Source organism: Flavobacterium sp. WC2409, assembly GCF_041200085.1.
Taxonomy (GTDB): Bacteria; Bacteroidota; Bacteroidia; order Flavobacteriales; family Flavobacteriaceae; genus Flavobacterium.
The window spans coordinates 3,109,784-3,125,892 of the sequence record NZ_CP165625.1 but is presented as its reverse complement, the minus strand read 5'-3'; the positions used below and the strand labels follow the sequence as shown (position 1 = coordinate 3,125,892).

Below are 16,109 nucleotides of genomic sequence, written 5' to 3'. Positions count from 1 at the left end.
TTTTTATATCGTTTTTAAAGAAAACTATTCGGCAGGAATATTTAGTATCGTTCCAGCACTAAGGGGTTCTCCAAACACAGGAAATCCGTTTGAGTCCCAGTTTATTTTTTGCATTCTTGGAGCTCTTTTATTTCCACAACCTTCCCCAGGATTAGAGTTGGCATGATATAAAATCCAATCTTCTTTTCCGTTTGGGGATTTGAAAAACGAATTATGTCCTGGTGCAAAAACTTGGTTTTTTACCGATTGTTGAAATAAGGGTTGCTCTGATTTTATCCAAGAAGAAGCATCCAGTAAATTGCCAATTCCTTTATAATGCAATAAGCCTAAAGCATAAAAATCAGTCCAACAACCGCTTGCTGAATACACTATAAAAACTTGGCCTCCATTTGATAAAAACTGTGGTCCTTCATTGACATTCACTTGTGGTGGATTAGACGGATCATTTAAGGCTCCGTGCTTTTCCCATTCCAGAGTTGGTGATGAAATTAGTACTCGATCTCCCTCTATTTCACAAGGATTTTTCATTTTTGCGATATAGATATTCTGTTGTCCATTAGTATCTCCTTCCCATCCTGCCCAAATCATATATAGGCTATTTTTATAGGAAAATACATTTCCGTCAATGGCCCATTTATCTGTTTTTGCAGCTATTTTTCCTTTAAATTCCCATTCCCCTTTAAAAGGATCGTCTGATTTGTTTTCTAATACATACATTCGATGGGTATTATTGTCTCCATTATCTGCGGCAAAATACACGTACCACTTTCCATTTATAATATGAAATTCGGGTGCCCAGATGTCCCCAGAATAGGCAGTATTTTTTGGTGCTATCCAAATGGTTTTGCTCTCTGCATTTTTCAAATCGGCTAGATTTTTAGTTTTCCATAAAACCAACCTGTTTTGCAACGTATGTGTATAATAATAATATCCATTGTAATACGTACTATATGGGTCTGCGCCAGAAGGTAAAATAGGATTAGTAAAGGTTTCTTTTTGCGAATAGGTTTCGGAATTGCAACCAGAAATAATTACGATTAACATCAACATTAAATATCTTTTCATTGTGACGACTGTTAGTTAGATTTGTTATTTAGAGCATCAATAACTTCTTTATTGATTGTGCTTACTTTTTCAAAATCCATTTTATCTACTTTTCTATCATAGGTCATAAACCCATTAACTTCACCTTCAACATCAGTAGTTTGGGTATATACTGCTGCAGAAAATCCTGTTTTAACTAATTTCTTTAATTCGGTTGCATACTTAATATATTCATTGGTTACTTCAGCATTATTCTTGAATTTTACATACCCCCAATTGTCATTTGCTCTCCATAAATGACCTTCGACAGGTAATCCAATTCCCCCATATTCCCCTAATACAGTTACTCTTCTAGCATCATAAAGATACAATTCGGGACCAGGATAATTGTGTAAATCTAAGATATCGCCTGTTTGAAAATGATTTCCTCCACTAGATGAATTGACTAATCTACTTGGATCGTGATTCTTGGTCCAGTCTGTAATTTCAACGGTTTTGAATTGTCCCCAAGCTTCATTAAAAGGAACCCAAACGACAATACTTGGATAGGAATACAAATGATCCATAATTTCTTTCCACTCTTTTTTATAAATTTCTTCAGATTTAGGTGTTCTTTGTAATTCATTACCTTCAAAATATTTTTTGTTTTGCCATATAGGTTGCTCATCACCACTTGGCATATCTTGCCATACTAAAATTCCTATTTCATCACAATGCGTATACCAGCGATCTGGCTCTACTTTAACATGTTTCCGAATCATATTAAAACCCAATTCTTTTGTCTTAACAATGTCATATTTTAAAGCCTCATCAGTAGGAGCGGTATATAGTCCGTCAGGCCACCAACCTTGATCTAATGGGCCGTATTGGAAATAGTCTTTATTATTCAGTTGCATTCTAAGAACACCATTTGAATCTCTTTTAGATCCAATTTTCCGCATGGCAAAATAGCTTTTTACTTCATCAACCATTTTCCTGTTGCTAATTAATTTCACATTGGTTTTGTATAAAAATGGAGATTCTGGTGACCATAGTTTTGGATTATTTAAAACAATTTCTATATTTTCTCCAGCCGAAGCTTTAACAGTTACAAGTGCTTTTGAATCCTCATAAACAGTTACTTCAATTAGATCTCCATAACTTGCTCCTGCAACTTCAGGTTTTATGTTAATCACATTCTGATCAATATTTGGCGTGGTTCTAATCGTTGTAATATTCTTTTTATTTACAGGCTCTATCCAAACGGTTTGCCAAATTCCCGTAACCGGTGTGTACCAGATTCCTTCTGGGCTCCTAACTTGTTTTCCTCTTGGTTGTGGTCCTTCATTAGAGGGGTCCCAAACTTTTACCGTTAATTGCTGCGTTTTTCCAGTTATGAAAGGTGTTATATCAAAAGAAAACGGAGTATATCCACCAGTATGGGAACCTATTTTTACGCCATTCAACCAAACTTCAGTTCTCCAGTCAACTGAACCAAAATGCAGTAAAATATTCTGGCCTTTCCAATTGGATTCTATAGTGAAGCTAGTGTTATACCAAAGCTCATTTTTAGCGCCAACATCTTTCATCACACCAGACAAACTGGATTCGACTGCAAAAGGAACAAGAATTTGACCGTCATATTTCTCAGGAGCTGCTTTTCCAACTTCTAGAATCGCATAATTCCATAATCCGTTTAGGTTTTTCCATTCCTTTCGTTCCATAATTGGGCGAGGATATTCAGGAAGTACATGATTAGGTTCTACTTTACTTGCCCATACTGTTTTAATTTTTTCTCCAGCAGGTTTCCATTGTGCGGATAGTGATAACCCTAAAAATAAAAATAGGATTACCTGTACATTTTTTTTCATCATTATATTATTTATTTGTAAGCACACATCATTTAAATTGACGTGTTATTTTTTTGTCATTAAATAAATTACCAGACTATTTTAAATAGTCCGGTAATTTTAAAAAAAAAAACTAACTAACCAACTTTGTGAATTTCTTAACCACTAAAAATTCACTAGTTTTTTTATATATGGTTCCTATTAATTAACCAACTTTAAAGTCGACCAAGAATAGGGTTTGTTATTTATATTGGTTGCAATATCTTCTGTATAATCATTTGTTCCTTTCTCTCTAAGGGCTATGTTGTAGCGTACTCTCATGTCTTTTGATGGGATTCCACCTAGTGTTGTCCAAGGAATTTTGGTTTCTATTCGATAGCCATTTGTGGTTTTAACTGTAGTCGTTAGAATTCCTTGAGAACCATCTAATTTTTTCCATTTGCTATTTTCGCCTTCATAAAGTGAAAATTGATTGGATTGTCCTAATTCGAGTTTAAAGATGGAACTTCCAGGAACGATTAATTTTTTATTTTTAGGATCTAAATACAAATCCAAACCATCACTTCCAGTTATTGCATCCGTGCTTATAATTTGGCTGTCTTTTATTTGTGCAAAAACATATAAAAACTCGGTATCATACGTAAAATTAGCTTCTAATTGTGTGGCACTTTTTTGGCCAATAAAAATTGGGCTTTCTTTCTGCCAAACTCCTTCATTGCTCAGTCCGTCAATTGTAGCAGTTTCCCTGACAGCATTAATATCGCGTAAAACATGCCCTTTTATCATCCAAATTTGTGATGAGTTGGAAAATTGGTTTGTGGTTGTTAAAGCAATTACGGTATCATCTTCCAAAACAGAAATACTATTCCACAATGCTGATTTTCCATTTGAAAGTAGAAAAGGAGTAGATTTTCTATTGAAATTTTTGGCTTCATTATTCCCAATTACCACTTTCATATCGGCATTATTAATGTCGTTTGAAGTTCTGTTTTCTGTTCCTTGATAGGACAGTAGCACTTCTCCTGTACTCAGTTGCGATAGGTAAGGAGCACCCGCATAAACAGAGTTACTCAATACCTCTTCCAAAGCATAATTTCGATTATTGCTGTTTGCATCAATGGTTTGTTTCCAGTTTTCTGTAATTGAATTTCGAATAATATAGGGCTTGAATTGATTCTCAACACCATTATCTTCAATAGAAAAAACAATTTCTGTTTGATTTTTTAATAGAATAGGAGAAGGCATTCCGTCTCTTTTCCCAGCTCTGAAACTCACAATTTCAGGTGTTGTTGACCATGTTAAACCATTATTTGAAGAGCGAATAAGAGAAATGTTTTGTTCAGTAGAAGTGCGGTACACGTTTTCATTGGAAAAAAACAATTGAATTTCTCCACTCGGAATTTGTAGTGCAGAAGGTTCCCAACAGCCGTTTTCAAAATCGGAACTGGCTTCATAAACAATTTGATTTTCTTTCCAAGTCAAACCTCCGTCATAACTTTTAATAGTGTTGATAGAAAATTTTTCGTTGCTATTTCCATTACTAATTGGTCTTGGATTATAGCAAATCAAAATAGAATTATCTTCTAACTGTAAAATATCAGGCGTGGTCATATTCACCGCAGTATTTCCAGATGCTACTTTAATAGATGCACTCCAAGTATTTCCAAAATCATTACTTGTCTTTACTAATATGGCTCCTCCAGATTCGTAAGTACAAATTAGTTTTTTATCGTTTAATTGTATTAATCTCGCGTACCCATTGTAATCCGGACTATTTTTATCCGAAACCTGAATTAAAGTGTTATAATCCCAAGCAATTCGGATGCCTTCAACAGCGGGTTTAGATGGAATGTTTTCTACTATCGGTTTTTCATCAACCACATTTGAAGAATCACTACAAGAAAGTAATGGGATGAAAATAAAGAGTAGAAATAAATGATTTATTTTATTCATTTTTTTACTTTTTTGAATTTGATTCCGTTTTACTTAAACCAAATTTTTGCACCAAATTGTTATACTCCTTGGTGGAAATGGAAATCATACAGCCATGTCTTGCTTTTTCGGGTAAACTATATTTATCCCAATCACTGTAAAAAGTATATCCTGAGGCCTGAAACCAAGGGCCATTTAAATTATCTGAAATAGATAATCCATAAGAAACTCCTGGGTATTGTTCGTAATACAGGTACCAAATTTTATCATCAGGAGATGCAATCAACATCGGTGCTTCTCTAAAATTAGGACTAATCGATTCTTGTGGTAAGGAGTAAGGGCCTAAAAGCGATTTTGATTTAGCAATTCGGATGGTTTTTCCCGTGGTCCAATATAAAGAGGGGTAAGTTTCATCTTTTAAAACAGCATAATAGGAATCTCCCACTTTTCTAATAAATACATCAATTGTTCCCATATCCCAATCAAACAATCGATTGGGTGTGCCTTCAAAAGTTTTTAAATCCTTAGATAACACATAAAGTGTTCTTTGACTTGCCCAATAAGCTTCTGGATCTTCTTTTGAGCCTAGTTTGTGTGGTGTGTGCCATGTTAGCATAAATTTTACTGAGTCTTTGTCATAATACAATTTTGGAGCACCTATTCTTTGTAATGCATTTGCATAATCAGGAGTGCTTTTTAGGTCAGGTGTATAAACAGCATGTTTTTTCCAAGTTATTAAATCATCAGAAACCCATATATTAATTTCTGGTGATTCATCGCTGGTATTTCCTGCTATATAATACTTTCCATCTGGCCCTTTACAAATATCAGGATGACCTTGATATTCTGGAAACACTCTTTTTCCATCATTCAAATTAGTCCAATGCAAGCCATCAAGACTTACTGAATAGTATAACCTCCCGTAATCTGTATGGGTCATATGAGCAAATAAGTAGGCTTCGTTCTTTGGTTTTGAACCATTTTCTACTTGTCCCGGTGGATTAGGTTGCTGCGCAAATAATGCCGTTTCTAAAAATAAAACGGCTATTAGAAAAAGTGTATTTAATATCCTTTTTTTCATGTGATTGGTATTATAACCCTATTTTAATTCATTAAAATAGGGTTAGTTTTCAGCTTATTTTATTTAGAAACAGCCTCAGAGGTTAATTTCTTTATTAGTTCAGTTTCCTTAACAATATAAGGAGAGCCATCTGTATTAAAAACCTCGTGGAACCATACTGGAGGAGCTGCAGTGTATTTTTTTGTCCAACTATCCCAAGGGAATTTTGTTTGTGTTTTTCCGTCAACTAAACCCCAGTTGATCATTGCAATTTTGTTTTCTTTTGCAATTGGTAAAAAACCTTCGAATGTACTTCCATTAGGGCGAGCCATATATTCTGTACACAACATTGGTTTTCCATAACGTTTTAATTCATTAATGCGTTTTACAAAATCGACAGGTTTATCATAGCAATGAAATGAGATTACATCCGATTGTTCTAACTGTAATTTAAAAATTGGTTTTAGATTCACCTCTGTCCAATCGCCAGCCCAGACACCTGAAGTCAATGGTTGTGACGGGTTACTTTCTCTAGCCCATTGGAATGCTTTTTCTAAAAGAGGGTATACAAAATCAACTTTATTAGCAATTTCCACTTTTTCATAAGAAGGACCTGTCATGTTATCAGGCTCATTCCACACATCCCAGCCTAATATTCTATCATCATCTTTGAAATGCGCTACCGTTTCCTTAACGTATTTTTCTAAACGCGGATATTCTTTTTCGTCTAATAATGCTTTTTTCCCTGGACTTTGTACCCATCCTGAATTATGAACAAATGGTTTTGGGTCTCTTTGTTTTCCTAATTCTGGAAAGGGATCCCAACAAGAATCAAAAAGCACAAATAAAATTTTTATATGGTGTTTGTTGGCAATTTCTAAAAAGCTATTCATTCTTTTATATAACCCTTCGGCATCTTGTTTGTGTAACAAATCATGTAAATAAACACGCATTACGTTCATTCCAATTTGTTCTGCCCAACCAAGTTCTTGATCAATTCTTTTGGGGTCAAAAGTAGCTTCTTGCCACATTTCTAATTGATTTATGGCAGTACTTGGGCAATAATTTGCCCCTACTAGCCACGGCTGTTTTGCGTACCAGAAATTGGCCTGTTCTTTTGTCCAGATCTCTCTTTTTTCAACCGTGGTTGTTACTGTATTATTCTCTTTTTCTTTACTTGATTTAGTTTTGTTACAACTAAGTAATAACATCCCTACTAGCACAAGCGCCAGATATAGTTTTGTGTTTTTCATTATAATTTATTTTATTGGGACAAATGTTTGCTAATTTTAAGGGAGTGATTCAGGAATCATTCCCTTAAAAATTATAGCTTAATATTCTGGATTTTGAATTAAATTGGGGTTGTTGTTAACCTCTACTTGAGGAATTGGCAATCTTTTATGTTTGCCAACAACGAAGTTTTTAAAATCAGGATCACGGGCTGCAATTTTATCTACAGCAGCTTGAGAATCTAAATCTCCCCAACGTTTTAAATCTTCCCAACGAACACTTTCGCCAGCCAATTCTAAAACTCGTTCCATTTTTAATTGTTCTAAGAATTTGGTTTTGTCATTTCCAATTTCAGGATGAGCAGCGGCTAAAGTGCCTATGTTTACACGAGCTCTTACCTTGTCTACATATTGGTAGGCACCAGCGGTATTTCCTGTTTCATTCAACACTTCGGCATAACGCAATAAAATATCTGCATAGCGAATTAATCGGTAGTTTACTTGACTGTAATAATCTTCATTGTCTCTATAGTAATCTCTACTCCCTTTTCTAAACCATGCCTCATCAGCTCCCCATTGCCAAGTTTTATTATAGGTTTTGTCTCCAAAATCAGCTAATAAATCAGGATAAAACAAGGTATATCTTAATCGAATATCTAAACCACCGTCTTTATTTTTTTCTTTCTTGAAAGCCTCAACTAACCAATATCTTGCTTGTCCATCAGACCATCCAATACTTCTTGGAGCAAAAAACTGAGCACGGTTACTAGAAACGGCCGCACTAGGATCTTCACCAGTTCCCCCTTTTCTTTGATCTCCAAACTGAATTTCAAAAACAGATTCATTGTTGTTTTCATTTACATCAGTAAAGTTATCTCTGTAATTAGCTACTAAACTATATTTTGCGCCAGATCCAGTTATTAAATATTCTAAAGCCGTCTTAGCTTCAGGCCATTTGCGTTGTTGCATATACACTTTTGCGAGCATTGCTTTTGCAGCACCTTTGTCAGGTCTTCCAGTTTGGCTTGACGACCATTCTGTTGGTAAATCGGCGTAAGCATCATTTAGATCTGATTCAATTTGTTTCCAAACTTCAGTGATATTTTTTTGTTCTGGACGATCATTTGGTGTTGAAGGCTCTAAAACGATTGGAATATTTTCCCAAAGTATCGCTGCATAGTAATAGTTTAGTGCTCTTAGGAACTTTGCTTCAGCTAAAATGTTCTTTTTATCCACTTCATTTTTGAATTCAATTTTGGGAACATTGGCTAGCACTTGATTGCATCTAAAAATAGCTTTGTATGTATCTCTCCAAGTAACTGAATTCCCTTCCCAGAAGTTATAATTGATATAATTAAATCGGGTCCAATCGGCTAATTCAATCCATGGGCTTTGGCTAAAACCTTCATCAGATGTTAAATCAAGACGGAAATAAATCCATCTCGCCCACATTCCATCTTTATAAAACATAGCATATGCAGAATTTATTCCTGCTTGTGCATCACTTTCTGTAGCCCAATATTGACCTGTTGTTAATGTATTTGGGTTGTTAAGTTCAAGCTCATTATCGCATGATGATAAGGAAAGGAGGTTGAGAAAAACTACAGTTATTAAAAATATTTTTTTCATTATACTATTTTTTTAAAATTAAAAACTAAACTCTACACCTAGTGAATAGGTTTTTAGATTTGGAAATGAACCTACATCTACCCCTCTTTGAAAAATATTACCATTACTGAATTCAGGATCTAATCCAAGATATTTTGTAATTGTAATCACGTTTTGTGTAGACAAAGTAAATCTAGCACTAGTAAAACCAGCTTTTTGTATTGTTTTTTCAGGTAGGTTGTAACCAATTCCAACATATTTAAGTCGGATAAAATCACCACTTTCTAAAAATCGATCACTATCCCCTCTTGAGTTCAAAGTAGTTCCTTTTACAATTCTAGGAAAATCTGTATTTGGGTTTTCAGGTGTCCAAGGTTGAATTCCAGATCTATAGTTACTATCGTCATCAAAACGGTCTACTGTACTTCGAAATCCGTTATAAACGGTTGCCCCTTGTGAGGTAATCCAGTTCATAGAAAAATCAAAGTTTTTATATGAAGCTCCTACATTTAATCCCATTTCGAATTTTGGCCATGGACTGCCTACAATGTCTTTGTCTTCATTTGTAATTTGTCCGTCATCATTTACATCTTTAAAACGAATGTCTCCAGGTTGTGCATTTGGCATTATTACGGTCCCAGTTGAGTTTACATAATTTTGAATTTCTTCTTGATTTTGGAATAACCCATCCGTTTGTAACATGTACCACATTCCTACAGCACCACCAGCTCTTGTTATTGTATTCCCTTGAATACTTTCATTTTGACCATTACCAAGAGAGACTAACTTGTTGTTTAGTTTAGTAAAGTTGATAGAAGCATTGAAGGAGAAGTCGTTTATTTTCTTATTGTAACTTAAATCCAATTCAAATCCTTTATTTTCGATAGTTGCCGCATTTGAAATTGGATTTCCACCATCATTTCCAGTTGTCATTAAAATTGGGAATCCAAACAAAACATCTTCTGTACGCGCTATAAAATAATCTGCAGTTAAGCGTAATGAGTTATTTAGCATTCCTAAATCGATTCCAACATTGGTTTGTTTTAATTTTTCCCAACGCAATTCTTCGTTTGCTAATCTAACTTGAGTGGCTGATGGATATAAAGTTTGTCCATCTCCCAATACAATGGCACCAAAAGTGTTTATAAATCCTTGGTATTCATAATTTCCAATGTTTCCACTTCCTAATTCACCATAGCTGGCTCTCATTTTTAAATCATTTATGAAATCCACTTTAAAAAAGGATTCGTTGCTCACTCTCCATCCTAATGAAACGGATGGGAAATTACCCCATTTATTAGCATCACTAAATTTTGAAGAGCCATCACGTCTGAAAACAGCATTAAATAAATAACGATCATCATAGTTGTATTCCAGTCTTCCCAAATAAGACGCTAATGCAGATTCATTTCTAAATCCACCAACTTCAGCTTGATCACCTAGATCCAAAACATCAAAATAATTTCCTGTACTTGGATTAATCAAAAGATTTCTTTTTGTACCATAAATTTGGTCGTAATTGTCTTTTTGAAAGGTTTGACCTGCTAAAAGAGTAATTTCATGTTTACCAAACTCCTTTTTGAATGTCAATGTATTTTCAAATAATTTAGTTTGTGAACGGCCTTTATTTTGGTTAATAAATGACTGCTCATAGGGTTGATTTAAAGTCCAATTTCCTAGTTTTCTAATAAAGTTGTAACTATCAAAACTGGTTTCATAACCAAAATTAAATCGGTATTTTAGGAAAGAAGCTAGTTTCAATTCCGTCCATAAGTTCCCTCTTATTCTAAAATTTTGATTTTCTGTATCTAATAAATTGGCAATAGCAATTGGGTTTGTCCCAAAAGTATTTGCAACACCTTGTTTTCCATAACCATATCCGCCTGGGTTATCTTCATCATAAACTGGAATTGTAGGGAATAATCGGTACGTATCTATGATTGGGTTGCCTGACATTTCATCTGTTTTTGAATTACTGATGGCTAAGTTCTCCCCAATACTGAAAATTCCTTTTGTACCACTTGTGTTCACTCTAAATGAAACTCGGTTGAAATCAGTTGAAACTACAGTTCCTTTATTTCCAAAATAATTTGCTGACATAAAGAATGTTGAATTGTCTCCTCCACCTGAAAAACTAGCATTGTAATCTTGAATTAAGCCTTGTTTAAAAACTTCTTTTTGCCAATCAGTGTTTACGCCAAGATTTAAGTTTTGTCTTGGAATACCTGCATTATCGTATGCTTGAAAATTAAATTTCGAAAACTCTTCAGTTCCCATTAAATCATAGGTAGGCATAGATGTAAAGCTGGTTTTTGAGGAAACTTCTATTTTTAGTGGTCCTTTTTTACCTTTTTTGGTAGTAATTATAATTACACCATTTGCTGCTCTAGAGCCATAAATTGCAGCAGCAGAGGCATCTTTTAAAACTTGGATAGTTTCAATGTCATTTGGATTAAAATCTCTATTGGCTGATGTAATTAATCCGTCAACTACATACAGCGGATTTGCATTTTGTAGGTTTTTAAGTCCTCGAATTTCAATACTGGCTTCTTGTCCGGGTCTTCCGCCACCTCTAACTTTAACTCCTGTTACTAAGCCTTGTAATCCTTCGGCCATTGTAGTAACTTGTCTTTTTTGAATTTCATCGGCTTTAACCACTGAAATAGCTCCAGTTAGATCTTTCTTTTGTTGTGAACCATAACCAATTAACACCACTTCATCTAGAGCAACTGCTCCTTCTTCTAGCGAAACGTTAATTGTTTTTTGATTATTGATTGAAACTTCTTTTGTTTTATATCCTTGATAAGAGATAACAAGAGTTTGATTTGTCTTTGCAGTAATTGAAAATTTACCTTCAAGATCTGTAACAGTACCATTTGTAGTATTTTTCACTAAGATATTTGCAAATGGAACAGCATCTCCATGAAGAGCTGAAGTTATTCTCCCAGTAATTTGAATTTGGTCTTGCGCATACGTTTGTTGAAGTAATAAACTAAAAAAAAGTAAGAGGTAGTATCTCTGCTTTAAAATTTGGTTGATTTTTGTTTTCATTGATTTTTCGTTTAAAAAGTTTTCATTGATTTTGGTTTTTTGGATAGTTCCTTTATTATTTTAATCGTCTCTTATTCGATCAAAAAAATAGTTAATATTGTTTTTTAAAATCTGTTGCTTCATTTTTCTAAATTTTAATTATTGTGTATTTTTAATTTGTTTTTTTTACACATGTAATAATTTTTAAGCTAAAAAAATATCAATATGTTTTATTTCAAAATTCAAATTAGGCCTTTTTTATTCGAAAAAAATCAATTCATTTGTGTCAATATTACTTGTAAATGATGCAGATTTCTTTTTTAATGCTAAAAAATTATGTTGTTGCAACATTTGGAATACAATTGAGACGATTTGTAGAAGTTGTCGATTAACATCAAATTTAAAAACATGAGTAAATTCTTATATTTTGTAATTCTTATTTGTTTTTTTACTAATTTTTTATATGCTCAAGACTATTATTTTAAGCACTATAAAGTAGAAGAAGGACTTTCGAATAATACCGTTTTAACTTCGTTACAAGACCAAGATGGTTTTATGTGGTTTGGTACAAAAGATGGATTAAATAGATTTGACGGCTATGGATTTAAGACCTACCGCGGGAATGGTGATCCTATTCATAGTTTGGGTAGTAACTATATTCAATCGCTGCATGAATACAAAGGAATTATTTGGATCGGAACTGATAAGGGGTTGTATAAATATGATAAAATAGCAGATCGGTTTAGTATTCTAAATGAGGCCATTAATGATAGAATTGCGACAATAGAGCATGATGAACATGGTAATATATGGTTTATTTCAGGTAACATTCTCTATAAATATTCAATACTAAAAAATGAAACTACGACATTCAATCCTAATAGTTATTTTATTGCAACATCAATAACTAGAGATGCAAAAGGGGAAATATGGGTTTCGTCTTTAAACAAGCTGTACCACTATTCAGATGAAAGTTTGTCATTTGAGAATGTTGTGTTGAATTATGATGCTGTAAGTAAAACTCCTTATAGGATAACTGTTATTTATGCTGTAGATACTAATAATATAGTAATTGGGACACAAGAACATGGTGTTCTTTCGTACAATCCTATCACTAAAAAAACAGTAGCATTGCCATTTGCCAAAAATGAATGTTTGTTTGTTCGTCAGTTCAATAAAAAAACAAATAATGAAATTTGGATAGCTAGTGAATCGGGTGTGTTTATTTATAATATCAAAACAAATAAATACACTAATCTTAAAAAAGATTTTAACGATCCCTTTAGTATTTCAGATAATGCGGCTTATTCTATAACTATTGACAAGGAATTGGGTGTTTGGATAGGAACTTATTTTGGGGGCATTAATTACCATCAAAAACAGTATACACAATTTAAAAAATATTTCCCCAAAAACAATCAAAACTCCATTAGCGGAAGTGCGGTAAGAGAAATTCATAAAGATGATAAAGGTGATTTTTGGATAGGTACTGAAGATGCTGGTTTGAATAAATTTAATACAAAAACACAGGTATTCACTTCGTTTAAACCAAATGGAAGGTCAGGTTCAGTGTCCTATTATAATATTCATGCTTTATTGCCTAGAAAGGACAATATTTGGATAGGAACTTTTGAGCATGGTTTAGATGTTTTAAATCGAAATACAGGAAAAGTAATTAAACATTATGAAGCTAGTAGCGCCAAAGGGGCGCTTAAAAGCAACTTTGTATTTAGCTTTTATGAAACAAGAAACAAGGATTTTTTAATACTGACTTCAATAGGGATTTACAAATACAATGAACTCGAAGATAATTTTGATCTCTTTAGTATATTTCCTGAAACCATGCATTATACTACTTTTATGGAGGATGTTGATGGTAATTATTGGGCTGGAACTTATAGAGAAGGATTATTGTTTTATGATTCTAAAAACAAGAAAAATGAGATCTTTAGATACAATTATAAAGACAAAAAGGGGATTAGCAACAGTTCTATAAACTGTATTTTTCAAGATAGTAACAATAATTTATGGATTGCTACAGAGAATGGATTGAATCTTTATGATAAAAAAACGAAAAGCTTTACTAAATTCGACACAACAAATGGATTTCCTAGTAATGTGTTCTATTCTATAGTAGAAGATGACTTGAAAAATCTATGGATAACAACTTCCAAGGGATTAGTGAATTTTGGTTCAGATCACACAAGTATTAAAATTTACACCACTGCAAACGGATTGTTAAGTGACCAGTTTAATTATAACTCTGCATTTAAAGATAGTAATGGAGATATGTATTTTGGTAACCTGAACGGGATGATTAGTTTTAATCCTAAAAACTTCACTAAAAATAAATATAAACCGGAAATATTTATAACCAGTTTGCAAATAAATAACAAAGAGGTTTTGACAAATGAGGAAAATTCACCTCTAAAAAAATCCATTTCATACCTAGATGAGTTAGAGTTGGAATACGATCAGTCATCATTTAATATTGAGTTTGCAGCTTTAAATTATACTGGTGCGCAACTGACTGAATATTGGTATAAGCTAGAAAACGTTAATAAAGACTGGGTGTATTTAGGAAGGAATAATAAAGTTTTTTTTACGGCTCTTGCCTCTGGTACTTATACTTTTAAAGTAAAATCATTAAATAGTTTTGGAGTTTGGAGTAAAGAAGCTACTATAACTATAAAAATACTCCCGCCGTTTTGGGCTAGTATTTATGCATATGTATTTTACTTTATAGTATTATGTTGCGGGTTATTTGCAATTATTAGATATTCAAATAATGTGACTCAAGAGAAAAACAATCGAAAAATTAAGCATCTGAATGATGAAAAAGAGAAAGAAATTTATCATGCGAAAATAGAGTTTTTCACCAATGTGGCTCATGAAATAAAAACGCCTTTAACGCTTATTAAAAGTCCTTTAGAAAAATTATTGAATTTTGATTATGAATTACCAGAGATTCCTCAGAATCTTTTAATAATGAAAAAAAATACCTCCAGATTACTCAAGCTGGTAAATGAACTTTTGGATTTTAGAAAAACAGAAATTGGAGGCTTAAAACTCACTTTTGTAGAGACAAATATTTCTGCTGTTATGAGAAACTTGCACCTGCGTTTTAGTCAGCTAATAGAGGAAAAAAACATTGATTTTGAACTCGATTTAAGTGATAAAGATATTTATGCTTTTGTTGATAAAGAAGCTTTAAAAAAAATACTCAGTAATTTGTTTAATAATGCAATTAAATACTCCAATAATAAGGTGATTGTAAGTTTAACTAGGGACGAAAAAAAATTAAAACTGTTGGTTAAAAATGATGGAAATTTGATTCCTAGTTATTTAAAAGATAAAATTTTCGAACCCTTTTTCAGAGTAGAAAATATGGGTAATAATTCAGGAACTGGCATCGGATTGTCCTTGGCACAGTCTTTAACACAACTTCATCATGGGAGCTTACAATTGGTTTTTATAGAGTCGGAATTAAATGTTTTTGAACTTATTGTTCCGCTGCATCAGGAAGAAGAATTTATGTTATATGATGAGTTTCCTAAAGACTCTGGCAATAATGAAAGTGTAATAAAAGAGTTGGAAGGAAAGAGCGAAAAAACTGCTATTCTTGTCGTAGAAGATAATGAAGATTTGTTGGATTTTATTACAAAAGAACTTATTTCTTCTTACATTGTTTTTTCTGCAAATAATGGAGAGTCAGCTCTGGAAATAATTCATAATGAAAATATTTCATTAGTTATCAGTGATATTGGTATGCCTGTGATGGATGGAATTACGTTGTGTAAAAAAATTAAAACTAATCTTGAAACAAGCCATATTCCAGTAGTATTGTTAACGGCAAAAAATTCACTTAAATCACAAATTGACGGACTTGAAGTAGGTGCTGACTCCTATATATCCAAGCCTTTTTCTATGGAATATTTAAAAGTTCAGTCTTCAAATTTAATTGAAAACAGAAAGCAAATAATGAAATATTATGCCAGCTCTCCCCTTTCGCACATCAAAAGTATTGCTCACAATAAAACGGACGAAGCTTTTTTGAAAAAACTAGATGATGAGATTATTAAAAATATTACAGATCAAAATTTAAGTGTAGAATCCCTATCGGAGATTATGAATATGAGCAGGTCAACTTTGTATCGAAAAATCAAAGATATTTCTAATTTGAGTCCAAATGAATTAATCAATATTGTCCGATTAAAAAAGGCGGCTGAATTGTTGCTTAATGGAGATTATAAAATGTATGAAATTGCTGAAATGGTAGGATATAAATCGCAAACCAGTTTTGGTAGAAATTTTCAAAAACATTTTAAAATGTCTCCATCAGATTATATTTCAATGAAAAATTAATAGGGATGTTTT

8 protein-coding genes are annotated in these 16,109 nt (G+C 33.0%); 1 reads left to right on the top strand and 7 read right to left on the bottom strand.

The window, feature by feature from the left end:
- Positions 1 to 24 precede the first annotated feature (24 nt).
- From AB3G34_RS13390 to AB3G34_RS13360, 7 genes are all read right to left on the bottom strand, one after another.
- On the bottom strand, positions 25 to 1,065 hold the full coding sequence (locus AB3G34_RS13390; protein WP_367772449.1) for a family 43 glycosylhydrolase: 1,041 nt from the start codon (positions 1,063 to 1,065) through the stop codon (positions 25 to 27).
- A gap of 11 nt (positions 1,066 to 1,076) precedes the next feature.
- Complete coding sequence (locus tag AB3G34_RS13385) at positions 1,077 to 2,897, bottom strand: glycoside hydrolase family 2 protein (RefSeq protein ID WP_367772447.1); 1,821 nt, start codon at positions 2,895 to 2,897, stop codon at positions 1,077 to 1,079.
- A gap of 177 nt (positions 2,898 to 3,074) precedes the next feature.
- A complete protein-coding gene (locus tag AB3G34_RS13380; protein ID WP_367772445.1) occupies positions 3,075 to 4,826 on the bottom strand; it encodes a sugar-binding protein in 1,752 nt (583 codons plus the stop codon).
- A gap of 4 nt (positions 4,827 to 4,830) precedes the next feature.
- Positions 4,831 to 5,886, bottom strand: coding sequence for a glycoside hydrolase family 43 protein (locus AB3G34_RS13375; RefSeq protein WP_369752714.1), 1,056 nt, complete (start codon positions 5,884 to 5,886; stop codon positions 4,831 to 4,833).
- A 59-nt stretch (positions 5,887 to 5,945) separates the two neighbouring features.
- Positions 5,946 to 7,118, bottom strand: coding sequence for an endo-1,4-beta-xylanase (locus tag AB3G34_RS13370; protein WP_367772443.1), 1,173 nt, complete (start codon positions 7,116 to 7,118; stop codon positions 5,946 to 5,948).
- A 78-nt stretch (positions 7,119 to 7,196) separates the two neighbouring features.
- Positions 7,197 to 8,723, bottom strand: a complete 1,527-nt coding sequence (locus AB3G34_RS13365; protein ID WP_367772442.1) for a RagB/SusD family nutrient uptake outer membrane protein — start codon at positions 8,721 to 8,723, stop codon at positions 7,197 to 7,199.
- 18 nt (positions 8,724 to 8,741) lie between these two features.
- Positions 8,742 to 11,753: a SusC/RagA family TonB-linked outer membrane protein gene (locus AB3G34_RS13360; protein WP_369752713.1), complete on the bottom strand. Its 3,012-nt coding sequence runs from the start codon at positions 11,751 to 11,753 to the stop codon at positions 8,742 to 8,744.
- A 387-nt stretch (positions 11,754 to 12,140) separates the two neighbouring features.
- On the opposite strand from AB3G34_RS13360, the gene AB3G34_RS13355 reads away from it, so the two are divergent.
- Positions 12,141 to 16,097, top strand: coding sequence for a two-component regulator propeller domain-containing protein (locus AB3G34_RS13355; protein WP_369752712.1), 3,957 nt, complete (start codon positions 12,141 to 12,143; stop codon positions 16,095 to 16,097).
- Positions 16,098 to 16,109 lie beyond the last annotated feature (12 nt).

Bases quoted from the DNA above. Each gene is read 5' to 3' on its own strand.
- AB3G34_RS13385 (WP_367772447.1), bottom strand. From the start codon at position 2,897: ATGATGAAAAAAAATGTACAGGTAATCCTATTTTTATTTTTAGGGTTA.
- AB3G34_RS13365 (WP_367772442.1), bottom strand. From the start codon at position 8,723: ATGAAAAAAATATTTTTAATAACTGTAGTTTTTCTCAACCTCCTTTCC.
- AB3G34_RS13355 (WP_369752712.1), top strand. From the start codon at position 12,141: ATGAGTAAATTCTTATATTTTGTAATTCTTATTTGTTTTTTTACTAAT.
- AB3G34_RS13360 (WP_369752713.1), bottom strand. From the start codon at position 11,753: ATGAAAACAAAAATCAACCAAATTTTAAAGCAGAGATACTACCTCTTA.
- AB3G34_RS13375 (WP_369752714.1), bottom strand. From the start codon at position 5,886: ATGAAAAAAAGGATATTAAATACACTTTTTCTAATAGCCGTTTTATTT.
- AB3G34_RS13370 (WP_367772443.1), bottom strand. From the start codon at position 7,118: ATGAAAAACACAAAACTATATCTGGCGCTTGTGCTAGTAGGGATGTTA.
- AB3G34_RS13390 (WP_367772449.1), bottom strand. From the start codon at position 1,065: ATGAAAAGATATTTAATGTTGATGTTAATCGTAATTATTTCTGGTTGC.
- AB3G34_RS13380 (WP_367772445.1), bottom strand. From the start codon at position 4,826: ATGAATAAAATAAATCATTTATTTCTACTCTTTATTTTCATCCCATTA.